The sequence below is a fragment of the Paenibacillus sp. LS-5 genome (assembly GCF_056121505.1).
In genome coordinates, this window is sequence record NZ_JBWAVA010000008.1 from 78,171 (window position 1) to 104,262 (window position 26,092).

At 48.0% G+C, this 26,092-nt stretch carries 24 protein-coding genes; all 24 read right to left on the minus strand.

Going from position 1 to position 26,092, the window contains the following annotated elements:
- Positions 1-457 precede the first annotated feature (457 nt).
- The 24 genes from pduL to dapG all read right to left on the minus strand — a co-directional run bounded on the left by pduL (position 458) and on the right by dapG (position 26,066).
- Positions 458-1,030: a phosphate propanoyltransferase gene (gene pduL, locus AC0MA3_RS13925; RefSeq protein WP_379151546.1), complete on the minus strand. Its 573-nt coding sequence runs from the start codon at positions 1,028-1,030 to the stop codon at positions 458-460.
- 177 nt (positions 1,031-1,207) lie between these two features.
- A complete protein-coding gene (locus AC0MA3_RS13930; RefSeq protein WP_474656643.1) occupies positions 1,208-2,158 on the minus strand; it encodes a dipeptidase in 951 nt (316 codons plus the stop codon).
- Between the two features lie 166 nt (positions 2,159-2,324).
- Positions 2,325-2,585, minus strand: coding sequence for a stage V sporulation protein S (locus AC0MA3_RS13935; RefSeq protein WP_036656334.1), 261 nt, complete (start codon positions 2,583-2,585; stop codon positions 2,325-2,327).
- A gap of 200 nt (positions 2,586-2,785) precedes the next feature.
- Complete coding sequence (locus tag AC0MA3_RS13940) at positions 2,786-3,580, minus strand: TIGR00282 family metallophosphoesterase (RefSeq protein ID WP_474656710.1); 795 nt, start codon at positions 3,578-3,580, stop codon at positions 2,786-2,788.
- A 53-nt stretch (positions 3,581-3,633) separates the two neighbouring features.
- Complete coding sequence (rny, locus tag AC0MA3_RS13945) at positions 3,634-5,175, minus strand: ribonuclease Y (RefSeq protein ID WP_074088215.1); 1,542 nt, start codon at positions 5,173-5,175, stop codon at positions 3,634-3,636.
- A gap of 308 nt (positions 5,176-5,483) precedes the next feature.
- The gene (locus tag AC0MA3_RS13950) at positions 5,484-6,218 is read right to left on the minus strand and encodes a regulatory protein RecX (protein ID WP_379151537.1); all 735 of its coding nucleotides are present in this window, start codon (positions 6,216-6,218) and stop codon (positions 5,484-5,486) included.
- A gap of 126 nt (positions 6,219-6,344) precedes the next feature.
- Entirely contained in the window at positions 6,345-7,409 is a 1,065-nt protein-coding gene (gene recA, locus AC0MA3_RS13955; protein WP_379151534.1) for a recombinase RecA, read from the minus strand.
- Positions 7,410-7,708: 299 nt separating this feature from the next.
- Positions 7,709-8,998, minus strand: coding sequence for a competence/damage-inducible protein A (locus AC0MA3_RS13960; protein ID WP_474656644.1), 1,290 nt, complete (start codon positions 8,996-8,998; stop codon positions 7,709-7,711).
- A 51-nt stretch (positions 8,999-9,049) separates the two neighbouring features.
- Positions 9,050-9,637 (minus strand): CDP-diacylglycerol--glycerol-3-phosphate 3-phosphatidyltransferase, encoded by a 588-nt coding sequence (gene pgsA, locus AC0MA3_RS13965; RefSeq protein WP_379151528.1) that lies wholly within the window; start codon positions 9,635-9,637, stop codon positions 9,050-9,052.
- A gap of 153 nt (positions 9,638-9,790) precedes the next feature.
- Complete coding sequence (locus AC0MA3_RS13970; RefSeq protein WP_379151524.1) at positions 9,791-10,282, minus strand: YajQ family cyclic di-GMP-binding protein; 492 nt, start codon at positions 10,280-10,282, stop codon at positions 9,791-9,793.
- Between the two features lie 148 nt (positions 10,283-10,430).
- Positions 10,431-10,595: a hypothetical protein gene (locus tag AC0MA3_RS13975; RefSeq protein WP_379151521.1), complete on the minus strand. Its 165-nt coding sequence runs from the start codon at positions 10,593-10,595 to the stop codon at positions 10,431-10,433.
- Between the two features lie 82 nt (positions 10,596-10,677).
- Complete coding sequence (locus AC0MA3_RS13980; protein ID WP_474656645.1) at positions 10,678-11,688, minus strand: RodZ domain-containing protein; 1,011 nt, start codon at positions 11,686-11,688, stop codon at positions 10,678-10,680.
- Between the two features lie 26 nt (positions 11,689-11,714).
- Entirely contained in the window at positions 11,715-12,482 is a 768-nt protein-coding gene (locus AC0MA3_RS13985; protein WP_474656646.1) for a DUF3388 domain-containing protein, read from the minus strand.
- Positions 12,483-12,661: 179 nt separating this feature from the next.
- Complete coding sequence (locus AC0MA3_RS13990) at positions 12,662-12,922, minus strand: DUF3243 domain-containing protein (protein WP_025704680.1); 261 nt, start codon at positions 12,920-12,922, stop codon at positions 12,662-12,664.
- 118 nt (positions 12,923-13,040) lie between these two features.
- Positions 13,041-13,808, minus strand: coding sequence for an elongation factor P 5-aminopentanone reductase (gene ymfI / locus AC0MA3_RS13995; RefSeq protein ID WP_379151511.1), 768 nt, complete (start codon positions 13,806-13,808; stop codon positions 13,041-13,043).
- Entirely contained in the window at positions 13,808-15,088 is a 1,281-nt protein-coding gene (yfmH, locus tag AC0MA3_RS14000; protein ID WP_474656647.1) for an EF-P 5-aminopentanol modification-associated protein YfmH, read from the minus strand. The genes ymfI and yfmH overlap by 1 nt, the downstream gene beginning before the upstream one ends.
- A 2-nt stretch (positions 15,089-15,090) precedes the next feature.
- Positions 15,091-16,371: an EF-P 5-aminopentanol modification-associated protein YfmF gene (gene yfmF / locus AC0MA3_RS14005; RefSeq protein WP_474656648.1), complete on the minus strand. Its 1,281-nt coding sequence runs from the start codon at positions 16,369-16,371 to the stop codon at positions 15,091-15,093.
- A gap of 215 nt (positions 16,372-16,586) precedes the next feature.
- Positions 16,587-17,450, minus strand: coding sequence for a spore cortex-lytic enzyme (gene sleB / locus AC0MA3_RS14010; protein ID WP_474656649.1), 864 nt, complete (start codon positions 17,448-17,450; stop codon positions 16,587-16,589).
- A 191-nt stretch (positions 17,451-17,641) separates the two neighbouring features.
- Positions 17,642-20,302, minus strand: a complete 2,661-nt coding sequence (locus AC0MA3_RS14015; RefSeq protein WP_474656650.1) for an FtsK/SpoIIIE family DNA translocase — start codon at positions 20,300-20,302, stop codon at positions 17,642-17,644.
- Between the two features lie 125 nt (positions 20,303-20,427).
- Positions 20,428-20,643, minus strand: a complete 216-nt coding sequence (locus AC0MA3_RS14020) for a YlzJ-like family protein (protein WP_474656651.1) — start codon at positions 20,641-20,643, stop codon at positions 20,428-20,430.
- Positions 20,640-21,419, minus strand: a complete 780-nt coding sequence (locus AC0MA3_RS14025; RefSeq protein WP_474656652.1) for a ClpP family protease — start codon at positions 21,417-21,419, stop codon at positions 20,640-20,642. Before AC0MA3_RS14025 ends, AC0MA3_RS14020 begins: the two co-directional genes overlap by 4 nt.
- A 263-nt stretch (positions 21,420-21,682) precedes the next feature.
- Positions 21,683-23,362: a ribonuclease J gene (locus AC0MA3_RS14030; protein WP_379151488.1), complete on the minus strand. Its 1,680-nt coding sequence runs from the start codon at positions 23,360-23,362 to the stop codon at positions 21,683-21,685.
- Between the two features lie 588 nt (positions 23,363-23,950).
- On the minus strand, positions 23,951-24,829 hold the full coding sequence (gene dapA, locus AC0MA3_RS14035) for a 4-hydroxy-tetrahydrodipicolinate synthase (protein ID WP_379151483.1): 879 nt from the start codon (positions 24,827-24,829) through the stop codon (positions 23,951-23,953).
- 16 nt (positions 24,830-24,845) lie between these two features.
- Entirely contained in the window at positions 24,846-26,066 is a 1,221-nt protein-coding gene (dapG, locus tag AC0MA3_RS14040) for an aspartate kinase (RefSeq protein ID WP_379151480.1), read from the minus strand.
- Positions 26,067-26,092 lie beyond the last annotated feature (26 nt).

A 26,092-nucleotide genomic window follows, 5' to 3' on the forward strand; every position in this document is an offset into this window, starting at 1 on the left:
TCACTCCCCGAAATGTAACCGCTTTCCAAAACAAAACTGTTGCTGCCGCTTTTGACACTGATCCTATGGAATACTGAACACTTTATACACCCAGCTCCTGCTATATCAGCTCCCTTCGAAATCCATTTGATCTGAGCGCTGCATTTAATTACCATAAAGTTACAGCTTCAAATCGATACTATCATTTGCCAGCGTTACTGAACATTTAAAAATCCGATCTTTTCATACACGAAACCGATCTGTTTGCGGCTGCTCAGGACGTTTGACTGAGCTTTGAACACATACATAGGCCATTGGATTCATTCGATTTACGGCAGATTCTCTATAAGGACTGATACCCCAGAAATCCTGCAAACCCCTTGTGTCTTATTCTTAAGTCCACTTTCACCTACCTCCGTGCACGCAAAAAAAAGCGGAGGATTGCTCCCCCGCTTTCACTCTTATAAAAAGATTAAGACTATTCTACAATTTCAGCAGTATCGCCGTTGTTGGCACCTGCAGCGTTGGCTTCGTCGGTGTCGATATGCATATCAAGTTTGAAGTTGTCGGATACGCGTGCAAGCACGTTCTCCAGTACCAGACCACGTTCACCGCCAAGACGCACCTTCAGCATTTGCTTGTCGGCAATGCCCCAAGCTTCAGCTTCAGAAGTGTGGAAGTGGATGTGGCGTGCTGCCACGATTACACCTGTTTCCAGCTCAACTTCGCCGGCAGGTCCTTTGATCGTAATTCCTGGTGTTCCTTCAATATTGCCGGATTCGCGGACAGGGGCTTTCACGCCAAGGCTGAATGCGTCTGTACGGGAAACTTCCAACTGCGATGCTGGACGGACAGGGCCAAGAATTCTGACTTTGTCAAATTTTCCTTTGGTTCCGATCACGGCTACTTGTTCATTTGCTGCAAATTGTCCGGGTTGGGAAAGCGGTTTGAACTCAGTCAGTTGATATCCTGGGCCAAATAACGCTTCTACGTGCTCCTGCGTAAGGTGAATATGTCGGGCCGACACACCTACGGGTACAGTCTTGCTCATTGTAAAGTCACTCCTTGTATTTTCTCTAATATCTGTACAAGCCACTGAACATTATACATCTATTTCTTTGAAAATAAAAAGATCGAGTTCACAATGAGCGATTTTTTTTTCAACATTTTGCGATATTGGAACAGGATTGTCAAGAAATCGCCACTTCCCGGGCGTTAATGTTGCATCTCAAGTTTGGACGATTTTTGACGGCAAATGATTGGCAAGAAAAGTAAGGGCATTCCCGTACAACCACCCCCGAACTTCATCCTCGGGATAACGAGCCAGCAGCATATCAGCAAATTCGACATATTTCCCCGGGTGCTCAAGGCCCTCTACCCAGGCGTCAATCCCGTCAAAATCCGATCCGAACATTATCTTCGTGGAGCCTTCGAGAGAACAAACATGTTCAATATGACGCAGTACATCCTCAGCCTTCGCGCCCCCTCCATCCCGGACAAACCAGGGGACAAAGGTCAACCCGATTCGCCCATCCATAGCCACCAGAGCCCGAATCTGCTCGTCGCTCAAATTGCGCGGGTGTCCACATACGGCAGCAGCATTGGAATGCGACGCAATGAAGGGATGTATACTCCGCTCCGCAAGCTCCCAGAATCCGGCTGGCGCGAGATGCGACACATCCAGCAGCATGCCGCTCCGGTTGCACCATTCAATCAGCTTGCGTCCCTGTTCCGTAAAACCGCCATTCCGTAGCTCCAGTACACCGTCAGCCGCCCAGTTGGCATAATTCCAGGTTAGCCCCAGACAACGTACTCCGAGCTCAAAGCATAACTGGGCATAGAAGAGGTTCCCTTCCAGACCGTCTACACCTTCCAGAGAGAGCATCCCCCATCCATTGGGTGTATTGGTCTGGACTGCTACTTCCTCCTTCCAGCGAAGCCACTGAAGGCCCCCTGGGCCTGCCACTTGTAGGCGGAACGATTCAATCTGTCCCAGAATGCGTTCAAAGCTTGCTTTTTCCCGTTGAGTAGACAAATAAATAGCAAAAACCTGTAGACTAACCCCCCCCGCCAGCAAACGCTCCAGCGTTACATCCAGCCGGCTGTCCTTTGTGAAGTCGATATCCGGAGAAGCCTGAAGCTTACTTAGCACATCACAGTGAAAATCCGCTACTTTCATTCTCCTGTTCCCCATCCTGTATGAACCCCGCTTTCGCAATAGCTATAGATCTATTACAAAGCATATGCTGCCATCATCCATCCTTCGACTGGGTACCCATAAATTCATTCTATGCAGCAAAAAACCTGCTTACCGGGGTAAACAGGTTCATTCAAAAGTTAATTTATTATCTAGGCTCTACAATCAATTTAATCGCGGTCCGATCCTCTCCATCAATCACTATGTCCGTAAAGGCCGGGATACAGATTAGATCCACACCGCTTGGTGCAACAAATCCCCGGGCAATGGCAACTGCTTTGACGGCTTGGTTCAGTGCTCCGGCTCCAATCGCTTGCAGCTCGGCCGTTCCACGTTCACGAAGAACACCTGCTAACGCGCCGGCGACGGAATTAGGATTGGATTTAGCTGATACTTTTAATACATCCATAGTAAGTACCTCCCCTGGGAAAATGATGGTGTTCTTCCACTACTGTAGATGTTATTCGCGCTAGAAGAATTAATTCCTTCTTTTTGCGGACCATTCCGGAGAAATTAGGACAAAAGATACTGTTTTTCGATATAATAAAAATCACACTTTACCCAAAACCTACGATTTTTGCCGTAAACCCTATTTAATTGTAATTCAGTTTAATTCATGACCCATTCGCCTTCACGCAGCCTGATTTTCTCCACACGAGTGGCTTTACCAGTAGCTTCGTCAAGGTCGGCGAACAAACCATGCAACATCCATTTGCCTTCATCCACAACAAACCTTGCAGGAAGCTGAGTAGTAAATTTATACAGTACTGCATCCTTTTCCATACCCAATATCCCTTCTCTTGAACCAACCATACCTGCATCCGTTAAATATGCGGTTCCTCCTGGCAGGATGACTTCATCATTACTCTGTACATGGGTATGCGTACCAACCACAATAGAAGCCAGTCCATCCATGAAATAACCCATTGCGATTTTTTCGGATGTTGCTTCAGCATGAAAGTCGACAAGAATGCATTTATGCTTTTGCCGAAGCTCTTCAACAATCTCCTCACCTATACGAAACGGATCATCAATAGCCGGCAAAAACGTACGTCCCTGCAGATTGACAATCGCGAGCTGTTTACCATTCGCTTTAATCACCGTATACCCGCGGCCAGGTGTCCCCGGAGGAAAATTAGCCGGGCGGATAAGCCGGGGCTCGTCATCAATGAATTCAAAAATATCTTTGTTATCCCAAGTATGATTACCCATCGTAATCCCATGAACTCCCCAATTAAAGAATTCATTAGCAATGGCTGAGGTAATTCCCCGGCCGGCCGCGGCATTCTCACCGTTGACGATAATGATATGCGGCTGATATTTATCCTTCAGGGAAGGCAGCATTTCGCGAAGCGCTTTTCTGCCTGTATTCCCGCAAATGTCTCCAATAAATAAAACTTTAATGATATTCTCCTCCTGAAAGAAAAAAGGCCCCACAGAGGGGCCGATTTCCTTGGTTATTTGGCGTATTCTACTGCCCGTGTCTCGCGGATTACAGTAACCTTGATATGCCCCGGATAATCCAGTTCACTCTCGATCATCTTCGTAATGTCGCGTGCCAGACGGAAAGCTTCAGCATCGTCGATCTTCTCAGGCTGCACCATTACGCGTACCTCGCGGCCCGCTTGAATGGCGTAGGATTTCTCCACACCCTCGAAGGATTCGGAGATCTCCTCCAGTTTTTCCAGACGCTTGATATACGTTTCCAGGGTTTCGCGGCGTGCGCCAGGGCGTGCGGCTGACAAAGCATCAGCTGCTCCAACCAGCATAGCGATAACCGATGTAGCTTCGCAGTCACCATGGTGAGATGCGATACTGTTGATAACCACTGGATGTTCCTTGTATTTCTTCGCCAGTTCGACGCCGATTTCCACGTGCGAACCTTCCACTTCATGATCCAGCGCTTTGCCGATATCATGCAGAAGTCCGGCGCGTTTTGCAAGCACGATGTCTTCCCCAAGCTCACCGGCCATCAGTCCAGTCAAATAAGCAACCTCCATGGAGTGCTTGAGTACATTTTGACCATAACTCGTACGGAATTTCAGACGGCCCAGGATTTTGATCAGATCAGGATGCAATCCGTGAACACCAACCTCGAAGGTAGCTTGTTCACCATATTCGCGAATCCGTTCATCCACTTCCTTACGGGACTTCTCAACCATTTCCTCAATCCGAGCCGGATGGATACGTCCATCAGCCACAAGCTTCTCAAGTGCCGTACGGGCCACTTCGCGGCGAATCGGATCAAAGCCTGACAGAATAACCGCTTCAGGAGTATCATCAATGATGAGATCAATACCAGTGAGAGTTTCCAGTGCACGAATGTTACGGCCTTCGCGTCCGATAATCCGTCCCTTCATCTCTTCATTAGGCAATGTTACGACAGACACGGTAGTTTCCGCTACATGATCAGCTGCACAGCGTTGGATCGCCAAAGTAATGATCTCACGGGCTTTCTTATCCGCTTCTTCTTTGGCCTGCTGTTCAATTTCCTTGATCATCTGAGCGGTTTCGTGGCGAACTTCCTGCTCAACATTACTGAGAATGATACTTCTGGCATCATCGATGCTCAGATTGGAGATGCGTTCCAATTCAGTGACTTGATTCTTGTAAATAACGTCAATTTGCTGTTGTGTTTCGTCAATTCGTTTCTCTTTGTTAGCTACTTGTTCTTCTTTTCGTTCGAGCGATTCCATTTTTTTATCCAGCGATTCTTCCTTTTGCAGCAAACGTCTCTCTTGCCGTTGGATTTCATTCCGACGTTCACGAGTTTCTTTCTCAGCTTCGGTACGGATTCTGTGGACTTCGTCCTTAGCTTCAAGTACCGTTTCCTTCTTCAGCGCTTCTGCCTCTTTCTTCGCGTTCTCCACGATGACTACGGCTTCTTTCTCAGCACTGGAAATCTTAGCTTCTGCAAGGGATTTACGAATAAAATAACCGAATCCAAAGAATAATGCAGCTACAACGAGAACGATTATGACCCAGATCGCAGTTTGCATCTGTTCACCTCCTCGTTGGTTCCTCCAAGAACTAGGCTTGGGAATTTGTGCAGTTGTTAAACTAATCCGTTCATCACCATACAAAAAACCGGTAATACACCGATTGCCATACTGCACATGCTGCACATGCACACTGCCCGCCTTATCCGGCGATTACATTTCATATGAGTTGTACGCGAACCGCATTATAAGAGTCTGCTTTTTGGGAAGGAAAAAGGATATCTTATTTATGCCGATTCATGTTATATTTTATTATTTATAAAAAGACATTGTCAAGAGAGTCGATAACTGCATTAAAGTCAAGACAATCAGTCAGGGAAGTAAATATCCTCTTCTTCCCCCTCAAAATCCTCTTCCTCACGCAAAATATTCAGAACCTGGCGCACCATATCCCCGGAAAATCCTCTTCGCATGAGAAATGCCCCGGTCTTCCTCCGTTTGTCATTCCCATCTCCGCGAATTAAGTTCCATTTCTTACGCCCCGTCTGCAAAGCGCTTTCCAGTTCCTGTTCGGGAGTGATATTCTCCAATGCCTCGGAAATCAGCGACTTCTCTATGCCCTTCTCACGCAGTTCTTGGCGGATCCAGAGCTTGCCTTTACGCTGATTCGTTATACGCTGCTCTGCCCATTGCTTGGCATATAAAGGATCATCGAGCAGACGCTCCTGCTGCAGACGCAACAGAACTTCGGCAATAATAGTCTCCCCTATTTCCTTCTCCCGTAAACGGCGGGCCATTTCCTGAGACGTTCGAGGCTTGCGCTCCAAATAGCGCAGGCCCTCAACATAAGCCCGCTGCCGCTCATCGGCTACAACGATCTCTTCCAGATCAGTCTTCATGAAGGAGCTACCCGTAATCATCCGGTATTTAATCATGACATCTTCATGAACGGCCAGCTGATAGGCACCAAAATGTATGATATAACGGTGGTCTGACTTCTTCAGACGCTCTACACGCGTAATTTCTAGTAATTCATCCTCAGGGAAATCGGCTAAGATTTGCTCGTCCTGCTCTTCAGGTTCAGGATTTAATTGGATTACCATTGGCTTCCTATCACCTCATTGCTGATGTAAGTCTTATTCATTTGCGAAAAAGCGCCCTGCAATGGATCATTCACAGGGCGCCCGAACTCTTACCGGGTATTCAATTTCAAATGATTGAATATCAGGTTATTCAATTTCAAGCAGAAGTTTCTCTTCTTCTTCTTGCTCGGCAGCTACCTCAGATTCACTTGGCGCAGCCACAAGCGTTGATAAATTGCTCGCTTCACGAATCTTATTCTCAATCAGCAAGGCAATGTCCTGATGCTCCTTGAGGAATTGCTTGGAATTCTCACGGCCTTGTCCAAGACGTTCACCTTCATAGGAGTACCAAGCACCACTCTTGTTCACAATGTCCATTTCCGTTCCGATATCCACAAGGCTTCCTTCACGGGAGATGCCTTCACCGTACATAATATCCACATCTGCCTGCTTGAACGGAGGTGCAACCTTGTTCTTCACGACTTTGATCTTGGTGCGGTTACCCACAACATCATTACCCATCTTAATACTCTCTACGCGACGTACATCCAGGCGTACAGAAGAGTAGAATTTCAGTGCTCGTCCGCCAGGTGTCGTTTCCGGGTTACCAAACATTACACCGATCTTCTCACGAAGCTGGTTGATGAAGATAGCAATGGTATTCGATTTATTGATGGCTCCCGACAATTTCCGTAGAGCCTGGGACATCAGGCGGGCCTGCAAGCCTACATGGGAATCCCCCATGTCGCCTTCAATTTCTGCTTTTGGAACCAAGGCTGCCACAGAGTCAACTACAATGATATCTACCGCGCCACTGCGTACCAGTGCTTCAGCAATTTCCAACGCTTGCTCCCCGGTATCCGGCTGGGACAACAGAAGTTCATCGATATTTACACCAAGTGCATTGGCGTATTTAGGATCAAGCGCATGCTCGGCATCAATAAATGCAGCTTGTCCGCCTGCCTTCTGCACTTCCGCAATCGCATGCAGAGCAACAGTTGTCTTACCGGAAGACTCTGGTCCATATACTTCAATAATACGTCCCTTAGGAAGTCCGCCTATACCTAATGCAATATCAAGTGCCAAAGATCCGCTAGGTACGACTTCCACTTTCATATGAGTGGATTCTCCCAATTTCATGATCGAACCTTTACCGAATTGTTTTTCTATTTGACGAAGCGCCATATCAAGCGCTGCACGACGATCTGACAATCAGACCACTTCCTTCACTGTTTATAATAATATAATAACGTGTTTTGGAGGTCTTGCCAAGCTTTTTTTCGAACATACATTCGTTTTTTTTGTCCCGAGGGCTAATACTTCCTTTTAATGTAAGCCTCCTTCCGGATCTGGATCTGCGCCAGATTATGGATTCACCGGACATCGGACAGCACCTTCTCGCAAGGGTCATGCTGCGGGATCACTTCGTATGAATAAAACAAAAAACCGCAGCAGGGATCTCTCAGTGCCACGGTTCTTCCGTATACCCAATTATATACCAGACAGGAAGGCTATTGCAAGGCAGAGCCTTCAAGCGGTGTAGCTATCTTGCGTTCCTCCAGTCTGCGCCAGAGACGGTACAAGAGTGCCTTGACTGTCCGCAGACGGATATTCTCGCGAGTGCCTTTAAGATTAAGTTCATATACTTCCGTAGGACGGCCGCGTTCAGCGAGTCCGATAAATACTAGTCCTACCGGCTTGCGCTCTGAATACCCCGGACCCGCTACACCGGTAACCGACAATCCAAAGTCACTGTCAGCAGTCATTCTCACCTGATCCGCGAGCACCTCAGCCACTTCCCTGCTGACCGCACCTGGGGCATCCGGGCCCTCCAGCATCGCTGCAGGCACGTTCAGCAGCTTCTTCTTCATCTCATTGGAGTAGCATACGATTCCTCCGAGGAACATAGACGCGCTGCCTGGAATATTGGTGATACTCTCCATCAGAAGACCGCCAGTACAGCTCTCCGCCGCACTCAATGTCAGCCCGGCATCTGCCATCCAATCCACAATCAGCTGCTCCAGCGGTACATTGATATTGGCATACATATGCTCCGGCAGAATCTCCTGAATGGTCCTTTCAAGTACCTCCAGCTTCTTCATGGCTTCCCGCTCCGAAGGGGCTTTGGTGGAAATGCGAACCGTTACCTCGCCCTCCTTGGCATAAGGAGCAATGGTCGGATCGCTCTGGCCCCGGATGAGATCAATCAATTTATCTTCAAGGAGCGACTCTCCGATACCGGCAAACTTCAGCATTTTGGAATATATCGGCATTTCATCAGTCAGGACATGCTGCTGCAGCCAAGGTTTGGCCTGGTCTATGAACATAGGCTTCATCTCACGCGGAGGTCCGGGAAGCACGATATAGAACTTTCCTCCATCGGAAAAAGCAAGCCCCACCGCCAGCCCCGTTTCATTCGGGAGCGGTGTTGTCCCATCGATAATCAGCGCCTGTTTCCGGTTGTTTTCGGTCATAACAATTTTGCGTTCGTCAAAAAACCGTTGAACATGGTCCATAGCAAGCTGGTCAATATGCAGACTGCGTCCAACGGAGGCTGCCAGTGCGTCCTTAGTAAGATCATCTTCAGTCGGGCCAATCCCGCCGGTGAACAGAATAATATCCGCACGGTTGCGGGCAATTTCTATAGCTTGTTGCAGACGGCTGCTGTTGTCCCCAACTACCGTCTGAAAATAAACATCGATTCCGAGTGCGGCCAGCTCTACTGAAAGAAACTGTGCATTGCTGTTTACAATCTGTCCTAGCAAAAGTTCTGTGCCGACGGCAATAATTTCCGCTTTCATCGCTGGCTTCTCCTCCTGAATGTAAATAATGAATGACTCTGTTCAGTTCAATTAAGCGTTGTGTAGCTGTAGTAAATCTTTGTTTTTCACGAAGTAGTCAATACCGGAGTAGATGGTAACAAGTGCCGCAGCCCAGATCGCAATATCATCCACAGGAATGCTGACAAACTGAAACGGAAAATTGTTCAGCAACAGAAGTGAAATGGCAACAATCTGAATAACCGTTTTGATCTTGCCCCATTTGCTGGCAGCAACTACTTTACCTTCAAGCAGCGCTACCTGACGCAAGCCCGTTACAGCGAACTCGCGGCTGATAATGACGATAGCGATCCAAGAGTCACATCTGCCCAGTTCCACCAGGGAGATCAGTACAGCAGAGACCAGGAGCTTGTCCGCCAGGGGATCAAGCAGCTTGCCCAGATTGGTAACCATATTGTATTTCCGGGCAATGTAGCCGTCTATACCATCTGTACTGGCTGCAAGCAGAAAAATCACTGCTGCGATCAGATGATTAATGGAGAGCTGGAATGAGCCCCAATGAATCGGTTCCGGATAAAAGCTGAAATTCACCAGCAGGAAAAACATCATAATCGGGATGAGACAAATACGGGCAAGCGTAATTCGGTTAGGCAAATTCACTGAAGTTCCTCCCTTGATCCATACGAATCCTATAATCCACTATTTTCTTAAATTCGGCTTAGGCAAGTATATTATAGCCCTATGTAGGTGTCAAAAAAAACACAAAGCACCCCGCAGGCAAGAAAAATGCAAGCAGTGCGGGGTACGAAAATCTTACTTTAAGTTGTTGAACTGCAGATCCAGCGGTAAATCGGCTTTTCGCAGGAGCTGGATAATCTGCTGCAGATCATCCCGGCTTTTGCCGGTTACACGGATTTGGTCCCCTTGAATCTGGCTCTTCACCTTCAATTTGGAGTCACGGATCAGGATGTTAATTTTTTTGGCATTCTCCTGATCAATCCCCTGTTTGAGTCCCAGACGCTGCCGTACCGTTCCCAGTGAGGCGGGCTCAATTTTGCCGAAATCCAGATTCTTGAGTGTAATTCCGCGTTTGACCATCTTTGACTGTAAAATATCAATAACAGCATTCAGTTTGTATTCATCCTCTGAAGCGATGATAAGCGCATCCTTCTCCAGCTTCAGACTGCTTTTGCTGTTTTTGAAGTCAAAGCGGTTATCGATTTCCTTCTCCGTCTGATGAACGGCATTGGTTAACTCCTGCATATCCATCTTGGATACGATATCAAATGAACTTTCCGAACTCATAAATCCACTTCCTTTGTTTACAAATATTCTTTTCCTATTATATGAGAAAGGAACTCTTAAGTCTAATTATGGGAAACACGCATGACCTGACATACAAAACAGCCCCACATAGTGGAGCCATTCTTGTAAAAACAGATAACAATACGGGCTATTGTCTGCTGCGAGAGGGAGCCCGGAACATATCCAGAATCCCCAGCACAATATGTGCCAGCCCAAAGCCCAAAATTCCATAACCCCAAGCACTCGGTGTCAGATAGTATCCCAGGAGACTGACGATAATGCCCAGCCCTGTGACGATCCAGCTAACGGTCATGAGAGAATACACCTCACTTTGGCGTAAGAACTGTAAATCAGTCTTAGGATATCCCAAAAGCCAAAGTCTATACGCGGACAACTTATGGAGTAGTCGTACCCTCTTGTGTAGCAGTAGCGTCCGGACTACCTGTTGTACCAGTGTCCGTTGTGCCGGTATTCTGTGAATCCGTTGTCCCTGTAGCAGAACCATTATCCAACTCCAGAAGAAGCCGGGATGAAGTTTTGCCATCGGTAATGATCTGTCCGTTAACTGTGATTTGTGTTGCGGGAGAATACCCGGATTTAATATACATCCCTGCACTGTCAAGGGTGAAGCTCAAATTGTCGCCCGCAGCTGTATTGCCGAAGCTCATCTTCTCTCCCTTGGAATTCTCACCCTTGTAGACTTCAAGCCAGCTCACACCGGTCGCTGCAATCTGCACCTGAACCGCACTTCCGGCAGGAGCAGAAACCTTATACACCGTTGTTTTACCGGATTTTCTATCCTGTGTGACCGTTACCTCCTGAGAGGATGGCGATGGAAGCGGAGTTGCTGAAGGAGCTATTGTGACCTCCGGAGTAGCTGTGCCGGTCTCAGGTGCTGCTGTTGCAGATGGCATTACTGCCCCTCCCCCCACAGCTGTCGGCGAAGGCTCCACTTTTGAAGGATCCTGTGTTGCCGAGGTTATAGTCCCAGGGTCGACTTTATCGGGTTCTGACTTGCCATTCAAGTTAGAAGAGGCGTACAGATATATCACCACAATAATAATGACGGGAAAGGTCCACATCAATACCGTAGGCAGCCACTTTGCATTCCGTTCCGTTTCAGGTCTGCGGCTGCGTTTTTGTATGACCGTCTCCATCGTAGTATCTGCCGGAGCGGCAGGAACATTCCCATGTTCCTCCATTAGTTCGTCAGGATTCACACCCACTGCCTCCGCATAGGTTTTGATGAATGCCCGGACATAAAAGCTTCCTGGGAGCACCTTGTAATCCCCTGCTTCGATGGCTTCCAAATATTTTTTACGGATTTTCGTTACTTCCTGGACATCATCAAGGCTCATCCCTTTTTGCAGACGCGCCTCCTTCAAATGCCGGCCCAGTTCCGACATACCATCACCTCCTAAATTATATGTGTTTATAGATCATCACTGTAGCCCGTCGTGAACGAGTCGTACAATATCTCTTCATTAGGGTTACTACGCAGCTCGATAATAATATCAAAATCATCAAAGCTGTATTCAGATTCCCGCACAAAAATATCCGGGTGCTCGATCACCTTCGTACTGGGCATGTTCATTACATTCTGCAACAGATTATAGTGCTTCTCGTTCGAGCGGATTGTGCTGACAATACCGTCAATGATGAACACGTTATGGGGATTCAACTCATCCTCAGCAAGCTGGCTCCGCACCGTCTGTCGCAAAAGTGTAGAAGACACAAACGTCCAGCGCTTCATGGCGCAGACACTTCCGGCAATGATCGATTCTGTCTTACCGACCCGGGGCATGCCCCGAAGACCTATAACCTGATTTCCTTCCCTTTTAAACAGTTCCCCAAGAAAATCAACAAGCAGCCCGAGCTCGTCCCTTGTGAAACGAAAGGTCTTGCGGTCATCGGAATCGCGGTCTATATAGCGTCCGTGTCTCACCGCCAGCTTGTCTACAAGCCGCGGGGAACGAAGAGCCGTAACTGTTATATTATCAACTTTTTTGAGCATTTCGCCCATCAGCATAATTTTTTCATCATCACTTGTTTCCAGCAGCATACCACGCGTCTTGCCTTCGACCCCGTTGATGGTCAGGATGTTAACTTCCAGCATTCCGAGCATTGAAGCGATATCACCAAGCAGACCAGGTCTGTTCTTATGTATCTTATACTCCATATACCATTGTTTATATTCCACTTGTTACACCTCATAGATTCCTTTTCCCTTAACTTTGCGCCTTACGTCAAAAAAGCCGGCTTCGGCAAAGTGTTCTGAACACGGGTCATGTTAATGATATATAAAATAAAATTGAAAGGCAAGGTCACTTCCGTAATAATTACAGAAAAGCTCCCGCGAGGGGAGCTTGTTCCGCGGTGCTATGCGTTTTTCTTCGCCAGCTTGACCATGAGGGAAGCAATGGTATGCTTCTCATCATCAGTGCCGACATCCCACAGCTCCTTGATCGCCCGGTTGGAGTAGTTGCCGGGATCGACTTTCTTATCGAGGAATTCCCCAATTTCAAAAGCCAGCTTGGAAATGGTTTCCTCACTCATGCCCATTTTTTCAGCCTGAATGACCCGGTCTCCCAGAAAACTTTTCCAGGTATCAAAGTTCTTCACTACGGAGTCTGTTGACATCTTAAATCCTCCTCAAAATGTTGTGGGTTACGTGAGATTTAATAGCAACAGTTATAATATGTCTCCGCGTAGATGTTCTTATGCTGGAGCATTTCTCCAAGCGCCTTTTGAACAAACTTCAGGTAATCCAGCCACCATTCGGACTGATGATCTGCCCCGTGATGTATCCTGATTCAGGAAGTGCAAGAAAATAAACCAAAGAGGATATTTCCTCCGGCGAAGCAAGACGGCCTGCAGGAATTTCCTCTTTTAGCATCCGCACTTCATCTTCCTGCAGATTGGACAGCATTGCTGTATGAACGGCTCCAGGTGCTACTGCGTTGACCGTTACTCCAGAGGGGGCCAGCTCCTTCGCAAGCGCCTTGGTAAAGGCATTCACACCGCCTTTGCTGGCGGAGTAGGCTACTTCGCAGGAAGCCCCTGAAATCCCCCAGACAGAGGAGACATTAATAATCCGCCCATAGCGCTGCGACACCATATATGGCATGAAAATCTGGCTGCACAGAAAAGTGCCCTTCAGATTAACCGCCATGATGTCGTCCCACTCTTCCTCAGTTACATCAGCCAGCATCCCGTAATGCGCCTTACCGGCATTATTCACGAGGATGTCCGGCTTAAGCCCACTGTTCTCCAGCTTTTCTGCCATGCGTAACAACTGGTTGCGATCCTTCATATCAGCAGCCACGGTTAATACTTTGGCCCCATATGCCATACAGCGCCGGGCTACATCATTTGCTGCTTCGTGTGAATTCATGTAATGGATAACGATGTTCATCCCCACAGATGCAAAACGCTCGGCAATTGCACCACCGATCCCCCCGCTGCCTCCGGTAATGAGCACCGTCATTTCCCCAATTGGCTTGCTGTTCTCCCCCATAAGCGCCATTAAGGACTCACCACAAGCGATACGGCGAGCTGTTCCCAGTCCACATGTGAGCGCAGGCGGGCATTTACTTCTTCAAGGGAGATGGATTCATAAACCGGAAGCACTTCGAACAGATCTCCTCCGCGAAACTGATAACGTGTGAATTCATGAGCAATACTCTCCGGTGAATTCAACATACGGAGATAGCCTCCGATTTTCTTTTTGCGGGCACGTTCGAAATCTTTCTCAGCAAAGCCAGATTCCAGAACATGGTTGATTTCTTCCTTAATCCGTTCCAGCAGCAAATCGGGATCCTTGGTATCTCCGCCGATAGCCGAGAAAGCATATTGCGGAGAACTGTTGAATTCATGCCCAAAGCTGTCGGAGATCAGATCCTCGTCATACAGCTTCTGGTAGAGTGTTGTACTGCTGCCCAGCAACAGGTCCAGCATTAGCTTGGTCGTCAGATCACGGCGCACTGCCTCTTCCCCGGTCAAGCTCTCCACTTTCTCCTTGAAGCCAAACAGGATCTTAGGCATCGATACTGCAAGCTTACTTTCTTTCACTTTTTCAGCTACCTGAACCGGCTCTTCCTGGAAGATACGTTCGATCTCACCCTGTTTATCGTAGGATTTGCCGCGCTGGTTGCTGCGGATCAGTTCAAATACCTTCTCCGGATCAACTCCGCCAACTACGAACAATAGCATATTGCTGGGGTGGTAAAACGAATTGTAACAGGTGTACAGTGTTTCTTTGGTAATGGTGCCAATGGATTCTATAGTACCGGCGATATCGATATGGACCGGATGTGTGGCATACATAGCTTCAATCAGCCCAAAGTAAACACGCCAGTCCGGATTATCTGCATACATGTTAATTTCCTGGCTGATAATTCCCTTTTCCTTCTCCACGTTCTCATCTGTGAAATACGGATGCTGCACAAAGTCCACAAGTGTACTGAGATTGGTCTCGATATTTTCCGTTGCAGAAAACAGGTAGACTGTCTGGTCAAAGCTGGTAAACGCATTCGCCGAGGCTCCATTGGTGGCAAAGGTAGCAAAAATATCACCTTCTGGCTCCTCAAACATTTTGTGCTCCAGAAAGTGGGCTATGCCGTCAGGTACAGTAATTTCTTCTCCACCGGCCACTCTAAAGTGATTGTCCACAGAACCATATTTGGTTGCAAAGGTCGCATAGGTTTTCAGAAAAGCAGGCTTCGGCAGCACATACACCTGCAGTCCGTTATCCATAACCTCGTGATACAACGTTTCTTGAAGTTTCTCATAATGGATTTTTTCCACCGCTATTCCTCCTTCCCTGTCAGGAAATAAATGGTATCCAGTTCAAAGGTGCCTGCCGCAGCTTTAACATCTTCGGTTCCTGTATGGTCTACCTGGTCCATCAGTTCCTGGGCTGAGCGGTCTTTTCCAGACAATTGACGGTTGAAATCAAAGGAAATCATCTCAAATGCTGAATCTTGAATTTCAGAGAGCAGATTGCGGATCATGGCTTTGGTCTGGCTCAGCTCCAGATCACTGATATTCCCAGCTTTCAGTTCATCCAGCTGTTTTTGTATGATGTCCACGGCTTTGGCGTAATTTTGTGTCTCAATCCCCGACTGAATAGTACCAATGCCCTTATGCCCGTCATAGCGAGAGGATGCATAATAAGCCAGGCTCTCTTTCTCGCGCACATTCACAAACAGCTTCGAGTGAGGGTATCCGCCCAGAATACCGTTGTACATAAGGGCAGAAGCATAGCGGTCGTCCTTGTAGGTAATTGAGGTGCGAAGCCCCATGTTCAGCTTGCCCTGATTGACATCAAGCTTCTCTTCCACAGTTCGGACCTCTGTCACCGATACCGGCGCAAAATTGGAGGAATATGCTGCTGGTTCTTCATTCGTACGCCCAAAATGACGATTGACCAGCTTCTCCACTTCCTCAGGTGTAGTGTCACCTACCACATACAGATCAAGAATGGCAGCATCCAACCAGGATTTATAGGACTGATAAAGGGATTCAGGGGTAATGTCGTCTAAATCCGCTATTTGGCCAAGCGGGTGAAGACGATATGGTTCCTTGCGGCACATTTCTTCAATACAGCGCTCAGCCGCATAACGGATTTTATCGTTGACGATGGCTTCCAGCTTCTTGCGGACGGTTTCGCGTTCAGTAGCTACATAAGAAGCACGGAAGCTACTATCTCCCTCCAACAGCGGCTTCGTCAAGACGTCTCCCAAAAATGCGAACGATTCACCCAGTAAGCTTTCCTTGCTTTGCACAAAGGAATCATTGATCGTATCCATCCGGAACTGGACGATCTGATAATCGCCTCTTTTATAGATGTCAAAGCCAAATCCGGCGCCGTACAGCTCCTCCAGACGTTCACGGAACTGAGTGGTCTCAGGATAATTCGCAGTCCCTCTTCGGAGCACAAATGGTATTAGCGCCGACTTGGTAACTGTACTTTCGTCCAGTGGAACACCGGCATAGAGCGAAATAGCGAATGTCTTGAACGCTTTGGTCGGAAGCACGTGAATACGCATCCCTGCAGCACTGCCATGTTGAAATCCAGTATTTGTCAAGTCCAAAACTCCTTTGCGGCGTGGATAACTGCTATATAAGCTGAACTTATGAATCATGATAATCCGGATTCTTATAGTTCACTCTCTATACAACAAGTTTATGAAGTATTATCCATTCTAAACTATTCCAAAGTAAGGAAGCAACCGGAAGCAGGCTACCGGTTGCTCAGGGTCGGTTATATGGTATTCGGCACAATATTTGTACCGCCTTGAGGCTACATACAGAAAATATGCTGGCCGATCGTCTTCACCTGAGGACGGGACCAAATCCATTTGGAAGTCGCTGTTTTCGGATTAAAGTAATAAATACACCCACCCGAGGGGTCCCACCCGTTAAGGGCCTGCTGCACGGCCTTGCGCGCCTGTTCATTAGGCTCAAGATAAATCTGTCCGTCTGCAACCGCCGTGAAGGCTCCTGGCTGAAAAATCACTCCCGAAGGCGTCTTCGGAAAGTTTGGTGATTTCACACGGTTCAGAATGACTGCGGCTACAGCTACCTGACCTTCAAAGGGTTCGCCTCGCGATTCGCCATATACTGCGTTCGCCATAATTTTTAGATCATTTTCCGATAGGCCCATGGTATTGCCTGAAGTCAGCTCCGCTGTATTAACCTTTGCCGAATTTGATGTACCGGTATTATCACTGTTTCCGGTCTTTTGGGCAACACTGGTCGATGGTTCTGTCGGCTTCCAAGCTTTGGTGGCGTTATACAGCTTCAGCTTGGTTTTAGAACCGACAATGCCGTCTGCTTTAATCCCAAATTTCCATTGGAACCAGGTTACTGCGTTCTTGGTTTTTGTCCCGAAATGACTATCAATGGCACCTGCATAGTATCCAAGATGCTTAAGCCTCCCCTGCAGTTCGTAAACATCCTGACCTGATGAACCTACTTTAAGCGGAACAGTACCAAATGCAGGCAATGCCATTTCCTCTGTTAAAGTGTTCCCCGTCATAACAGATGCGTTATTATTCTGATTTGCGTAGACGGCTCCATTGGTCTCGAAAAGTAAACCGGTGAACGGAGCTGTTGCCAATGCAAGGGTTAGTGCGGCAAATATCCACTGCTTATGCTTTTTCATTGGGATCGCTCTACCTTTCTCTTGTAAGTTCTGCATGGATGGCTAAAGTTATTATGACGACAGACAGAGCATCCTATGCATTCACTAGATCTTCAATCCTGTAGTTGCTTTCCTTGGATTCTCACAGCACACAAAAAAAGCCCCTTCCGGTTAAGGAAAGAGGCTTATTCTTGGTAATCCATATGCAAGGTCTAAGAACTAATCCGGTTCTGCTGGTACTGTTCAAGCGACATCAACACCTCACGGGGCTTGCTGCCCTCGTAAGGCCCGATTACACTCCGGGCTTCCATGGCATCAATTAATCGTGCTGCCCGTGTATAACCGACACGCATGCGGCGCTGCAGCAGAGATACAGATGCTTGCTTCGCCTCCAGCACTATCTGGACAGCCTGCTCGTACAATTCATCCTGAGGATCTTCCTCTTCCATCACTGTATCATCAATTTCAGGGACAATCGACTCATCGTAATTGGCTTCTCCCTGACTGCTGACATACTGGACAATAGTCTCCACTTCCTGGTCACTCATAAAAGCACCCTGGACACGGATAGGTTTGGATGCCCCCATTGGCAGGAAGAGCATATCTCCCCGACCGAGCAGTTTCTCTGCTCCGGGCATGTCCAAAATGGTACGTGAATCCACGTTGGAGGAGACCCCGAACGCAATACGTGAAGGAATGTTTGCTTTGATAAGCCCAGTGATGACATCGACTGATGGGCGCTGGGTGGCAATGATCAAGTGAATACCCGCTGCACGTGCCATCTGCGCCAGCCGGCAAATCGCATCTTCTACATCATTCGCAGCTACCATCATAAGATCCGCAAGCTCGTCCACTATCACCACAATGTATGGCAAGACAGCCGCAGGATTATCCTTCATCAGATTATTATAGCCTTCCACATTTCGCGTGCCCGATTTGGAGAACAGCTCGTATCTCTTTTCCATTTCGACAACAATCTTCTTCAAGGCAAGACTTGCACGCTTGGGATCGGTGACCACAGGAGCCAGCAGATGAGGAATCCCGTTATACACATTTAGTTCAACCATTTTGGGGTCAACCATGAGAAATTTAACTTCATTTGGTTTCGCCTTATATAGAATACTGGTAATGATACCGTTAATACAGACCGATTTCCCTGAACCTGTTGCTCCCGCTACCAGCAGATGGGGCATCTTGGCCAAATTGCCTACGATCGTCTGTCCAGAAATATCACGTCCAAAAGCGATTGACAGTCTGGATTCAGCATCCTGGAATATCTGAGTTTCCATGACCTCACGCATCGTCACTATAGAAACTTCAGAATTCGGCACCTCGATTCCGATGGCTGACTTGCCGGGTATCGGTGCCTCCATGCGGATATCCTTGGCAGCCAGAGCAAGCGCAATATCATCAGTCAGATTCACAATCCGGCTAACCTTGACACCTATATCCGGTTGAATCTCGTATCGCGTAACTGCTGGTCCTCTTACAACCTCAAGTACCTTCGCCCTTACGCCAAAACTTTCCAGTGTAGCTTCCAGCTTACGGGCTGTCTGCATATAGTCGTTCTGGTCACCCGCCTTGGCTCCATTATTCGGCTTGGCCAAAAGCTTGAACGGGGGCAATTTGTAAGGCTTCGGCGGTGGTGGAAGCGGTACTGGAACTGGCTCAGCGCCCTCCGAAGAATCCAGCAGGCCATTCAATTCGAGCGGAATCAGTTCTTCTGCAGGCACATCCACCTCAGCAGACATACCGCTGCTATGGGGAGGGTTATTTAATTCTGTAGCAGTCTCTCTGATTGCTCCGCTGCGCGCTGCCGGGGAAAATTCACTCCACTCTTCACGATCTTCTGCATTCAAACCTTCAGCACGTATATGTTCAAAGAAATCACGAATGATTGGAGTTGCCGGCTCGATGTCATCACCAGGATAATCCTCATCATCGTCCAGATAGGATACATCTCCTGCAGGTAAACCTGACAGAATAGGATCCGCGTGTGCACCGTTCAGTACTGCACCTCTATTGGACTCCTCACCCTGGCCTTCGGCAGGTGTAGATTCATTTCTTGGCATACCGCTGAACCAGCCTCCGATTCTTCTCAGGAACTGGGGCTGGCTTCGGTTAGGAAGAGGGGATTCCTCTTCTTCCTCATCCTCGTCTTCATCTACGACGGGCTGAGTAACGGCGTTTCTCCTTGTTCTTTCCGGTCTGGCTGATACAGGAACCGCTGACGGCCGGTTAGCCGCTCTCTGGCGGATATCCTCCACTAGCTTCACTATCCGGACTCGCAAAAGTGTGAACAATTCAACATAGGAGAGATTCGTAATCAACATGAAGCTGATCGCCATCATGACAATCATCAGCAGTTTCGCTCCAAGGTTGCCGAAGAGCCAGAGCAATGTTGCGTATTCCAGCGCTCCGAGATATCCCCCGCTAATATCCTTACCCAGCATGTATACATCGTTGCCGCTTACGTCCGATGATAGCGCACCAGACAAATCATTGTGTATTTGTGCCAGCACATTTCCCGGGTGTAGCATCGATAAGGGTCCCAATTTCTGTTCCATTGCCGAGATCGTGCTCATCAGACACATGGACAGCACCAGCAGCAGCGCGCCGGAATGACGGCTATTCCAGGTAGAAGGCCACTTTCTGTGAATCATGACCATTAATCCATAAAAAATACCGACAAGCGGCAGCACAAAATAGAATCTACCGAATAAATAACCTGCCATATTGGAGAGGGAGCGTCCTACTGCTGCCTCACCAGATAATGCAATGACGGATAATGTAATCAGCATAATCCCGTAAATTTCATATTTTAAAACACTGCCGAGCAGTGCTTTTTTCTTTTTCTTTCTTCGTTTAGCCACACCAGCCACCCCCGGAACAATATTATACCATATAATGGCGTGGCGTACCTATGTTCTCTTTTGTCAGAAAATGCATCTTATAACACAGTGTTCGCATTCAACTCCAAACTGTCCGGGGGAAATTCTCATGGAATCCAGGAGATTATAGCTCCCGGCGAATACGCAGGGTCCAGATATTTTTCAAGCGGGCAATCAAGCAGCCTTACGATACGCGCCTGTCCGCGTTCCAAAGGCTCCACCTGCATCAGCATACCTTGAATACTGACTTCCTCCAATGGTTGAACAAAGCTGACTGCGCCTTCGTACACCTGCTCTATCGGAATAACGGTATATAGGGTCATTGCGTCAACCCTCCCTGCATAATTTGTTCTGGAGACTGCGCTATATCTCCGGCGATCATCCCATTTAAGCGGGACAAGGCCGCACCGATTCCGCCCACCTCATCCATTAGTCCGTATTTGACCGCATCATAGCCGCCGACTGCTGTACCGATATCCCGGTTCAATTCACCCGTTTTGAACATCAGATCCTTGAATTGCTGCTCGGAAATCCGCGAATGGGAGGTAACAAATCTCACCATTCTCTCCTGCATCCGTTCCATATACTCAAAGGTCTGCGGCACTCCGATCACCAGCCCGTTCATTCGGATAGGATGAATAGTCATCGTCGCGCTCTCGGCTATAATCGAATAGCTGGATGCGACTGCAATCGGTACCCCAATGCTGTGGCCCCCACCGATCACCACGGTTACTGTAGGTTTTGACAGTGAGGCTATCATCTCTGCAATCGCAAGTCCTGCCTCTACATCACCGCCTACCGTATTGAGGATGATCAGCAGACCCTTAACAGTTTTGCTCTGTTCGGCTGCCACCAGTTGGGGAATAATATGTTCATATTTAGTGGTCTTGTTGTGCGGAGGCAGAACAAAATGTCCTTCAATCTGTCCAATAATTGTCATGCAAAAGATATCGGGTTCTCCGGTTGGCACCACGGTCTGGCCCAGTTCCTTCACAACTCCTGCTGTCCCCGGAGGCACAAGCTCACTGGTCTGCGGTTTCACCACATCCGGGAGAATCTCCTCATTCGTGCTCACATTTGCACCTTCTGTTATGTCCATTGTTCGCAGCACTCCCTCTTTGCTTGCAGCACTTGTCTGCTGCAGCCATACTAGCTTTCATTAGTATGACGTTCCAGGGGACTTCGTTATGCACAAGAAAACAAGAACTTCACCAAATATGCCCGATCCGTCTCTACTCCCATTCAGAGTTAGCCAGAATCAGTAAAAGCCCCTCCTCCCGTGGAAACCGTCCAATATTTCCGGGGAGAAGGGGCTTTGGGGCCCAGCATATTTGTTTATTGGTTAAGAAGCAAGCCTCGTAATTACACTTCCATAATGATCGGCAGGATCATCGGTCTGCGGCGGGTTTGCTCATAAAGGAAACGGCCGAGTGAATCTTTTACACTAGTCTTAAGCGATGCCCATTCATTGACCTTCTCGCTCATCAGGCGCTGCAGTGTCCCGGATACAATCCGGTTCGCTTCGTCGAGGAGTCCTTCGGATTCCCGCACATAGACAAAACCGCGGGAAATGATATCAGGTCCAGATACGATGGCGCCGTTTTGTTTGCTAAGCGTTACCACCACTACAAGAATACCATCCTGAGACAGCAGCTTACGGTCACGGAGTACAATGTTACCTACATCACCTACGCCAAGTCCGTCAATCAGCACGTTGCCAGCTGTTACCTTGCCAGCTCTGCGTGCCGCACCTCCGGAAATCTCAATCACTTCACCGAGCTCGGTAATAAAGATGTTGCTCGGTTCTACACCTACTGATTCTGCCAGTAGGGCATGTCTGCGCTGCATCCGGAATTCACCGTGAATTGGAATGAAATACTTCGGCTTCATCAGGTTGAGCATAAGCTTCAGCTCTTCTTGGCTGCCGTGGCCGGATACGTGAACACCGGAATTGGAGCCACTGTAAATAACGTTGGCGCCTAGACGGAACAGTTCATCAATTGTACGACCTACATATTTCTCATTACCCGGTACAGGTGTTGCCGCAATAATTACGGTATCTCCAGGTAAGATGTCTACTTTGCGGTGACTGGAACGCGCCATGCGGGTAAGTGCCGACATCGGCTCGCCCTGGCTACCTGTGCATAGAACTACTACACGGTTGCCAGCCATTCTGTTCATTTCTTCAGGTTCGATCAGCATGCCATCCGGAACGTTCAGATATCCAAGCTCGGAAGCAATGGACACTACATTGACCATACTGCGGCCAATTACGGTAATCTTCCGTCCTGTTGATTCCGCTGCGTTGACCACTTGCTGAATACGGTGCACGTTGGAAGCGAAAGTTGCTACCACCACGCGTTGTTCAGCTTTGCGGAAAATATCTTCCAAAACGATTCCGACATTTTTCTCTGAAGGAGTGAAGCCTGGTTTCTCGGCATTCGTGCTGTCAGACATAAGGGCAAGTACACCCTTCTGTCCAATTTCGGCCATCCGGTGCAAGTTGGCAAATTGACCGTTCACTGGGGTATGGTCAAATTTGAAGTCACCTGTGTGAACTACATTGCCTTCCGGTGTTTCGATGCATACACCGACAGAGTCGGGAATACTGTGGTTAGTTCTGAAGAAAGTGGCTTTGAGCGAGGTACCCAGTTCGATTTCAGAATCCTCATTGATGAGGATCCGCTTAGTCTCGCCGAGCAGGTTCGCTTCCTTAAGCTTGTTTTCCACAAGACCCATAGTAAGTCTCGTTCCGTAGACCGGAACATTCAGGTTCTTAAGAACATAAGACAATCCGCCGATGTGATCTTCGTGTCCATGGGTAAGTACAATACCTCTTACTTTGTCACGGTTCTCTGTCAGGTACGAGATATCAGGAATAACAATGTCAATACCGAGCATATCTTCTTCTGGGAACTTAAGACCCGCATCCACGACCACAATGTCGTTTCCGTATTGAACCACATACATGTTTTTCCCGATCTCTCCGACTCCGCCCAAAGCGAAAATCGTCAATTTATCGTTGTTGTTTTTTTTGGACAAATGAATCTAACCCTCCTATGATGTTGGACGTCATACTTTTATTTGTAAATATTAAGCTTCATTATTTCAGCGGCGCTGAACACATCTTCAAATTGCTGATAGCTTCCACAATCAACAAGGAAATTCCATAAGTCTGTATAATTTCGCACTGCGAAAATACCTGAATCGCGCAGTGAAACGCTTTTTGAGCGGAAAAAAGCCGTCAAAATTCACTGTCGCGCCCCTCGCGCGAAAATCCGGCTCCATTAGCACAGACTTATTCAAGGACCTATCCTGTCTCACAATGTAAAATACATTGACGGAAGATTACCGCATATTTAATTTTTACCGCACCCAGTCACTTAAGAACATTATACATGATTTTTTTGGCAAAAGACAAGTCATCCACACCGTTACCCTATTCTTTCCTTATTTTCAGACGGTTATTTGATAAAAAAACTGAAGAAATCGTCTCACATTTGAAGGCTTACACGTTATGAAGGAAGTGAAAACTTAATAATGCGTTTATATTGTTAACACAAAACATAAAAAAACCGGCACTCCTTGTCAAGGAATACCGGCTACAGCTTCGAGCTATTATTAATCTTGTTACTTCTGCAGCAGCGCTGCAATAAATGCAGCCTCTTCTTCGGTGGGTGATACTAGCGGCAGCCGTACCGTACCTACATCTACGCCGCGAAGCCCGAGTGCATACTTTACTGCTGAAGGATTCGGCAGTGGCTGCGGACATTCGAACAGTCCTTTGAAGACAGGGAACAGCTTGCGGTGAAGCGCCCCTGCCCGCTGTACATCGCCCGACACGTATGCTCCAATCATCTCCGCCATCTGTTCACCAACGATATGGCTGGCTACACTGATAATACCATGCCCTCCTACAGAGAGTGCAGCAAGTCCTGCAGAATCATCACCAGTATATACACGAAAATCTGCAGGGCATGCGGAGACAATCTGTGTAATCTGATCCACCGATAGACATTCCTTGATCGCCACGATGTTCGGAATCGCTGCAAGCCTGAGTGTTGTTGCAGTACTCATGCTGACGCTGGTTCGACTGGGAACATTATAGAGAATTGCAGGAAGCGTCGTCGCTCCAGCAATGGCAGAAAAATGCTGATATAGTCCTTCCTGATTCGGTTTGTTGTAATACGGGACAACCAGCAGTACGCCGTCCACACCTATTTTTTCTGCTTCCATTGTCAGATGTATGGAATGCCTTGTGCTGTTGCTGCCTGTTCCGGCGATGATTTTACAACGTCCAGCAGCATGGTTCAATACATAAGCAAATAACTCCAATTTCTCTTCATCGCTAAGGGTTGGAGATTCTCCGGTTGTTCCGCAGACCACAAGCGCTTCGGATTTCTGTTCCTCAATAAGATAGTCGACCAGCCGTGAGGTGGCTTCCCAATTAATCTCTCCAGCCCCGTCAAAAGGGGTTACCATAGCGGTTATTAATCTTCCGAAGTCCACTTTGAATTCCTCCTTGTCAGCGGTGTAATTCAAACTTGGCATGCAAAGCGCGCAGCGACTGCACCATATCTTCCTTTTTGACCAGAACCCATATAGTTGTATTGGAATCTGCAGACTGCAGAATCTGGATATTCTGTGCGCTAAGTGCCTCAACGATGCGGGCCATAATACCTGGAACCCCGTTGATCCCGCCCCCGATGACTGAAACCTTGGCACAGCCGGATAAGCTCGAAGGACGCAGACCCAGCTCCTGAAGAGCAGCAATCGCTTGTTCAGATTTGTCATCATTCACTGTATATAGTGCTTCACTTGGAGTAACATTGATGAAATCCACACTGATGCCGTTATCGGCCATGCTCTTGAATATCTGCAGCTGTACGCCGGTTCCGTTGCCATTCGGGCATTCTACTGAAATCTGGGTGATATTGCTAACATATGCGATCCCTGTGACATAGCGGTCTACTACTCCGTGCGAAACATCGCTGAATCCTTCAGGATGCGTTACAAGTGTGCCTTCGGCCTCAGAGAAAGTAGACCGGACCCGGACTGGAATCTGAGCCTGCATAGCAATCTCCACAGCGCGGGGATGTATGACCTTCGCACCCTGATAGGCCATATTGCAGATTTCCGTATAGCTTACATAGGTCAGTTGCTTCGCATCTTCTACAATCCGCGGATCTGCCGTCAGAATACCATCCACATCTGTATAAATATCAACCATATCCGCACGAAGTGCAGCACCGAGAGCTGTAGCTGAAGTATCACTGCCTCCACGTCCAAGGGTTGTGAAATCACCGGCTTCAGTCTGACCCTGGAACCCGGTTACAATGACTACTTTATGTTCCCGTAATTCGCGCAGAATACGTTCAGTCCTCACATCCAGTATTCTGGCATTGCCATAGTTGTTGTCCGTCAGAAAACCGGCCTGTGCTCCTGTCAGCACGGTTGATGGGATACCTTCATGCTCCAGCAAGCCGCATAAAGTGGTGGCGGATATGATCTCCCCGCAACACATCAGCAGATCTTTCTCCCGGCTCGGCAAGGCATCCCCATTCTGCACGGCCCAGTCCAGCAATGTATCGGTAGCATACGGCTCACCCTTACGGCCCATTGCTGATACCACGACAACCAGGCTGAAGCCACTAGCCAGCTCTCTTTTGACATGACGGATCACATGCTCTCTGGCCGCTGGTGTGGAAAGTGAGGTTCCGCCGAATTTTTGCACCAAAATACCCATGAATAATTCCTCCATTACTTCTCTAA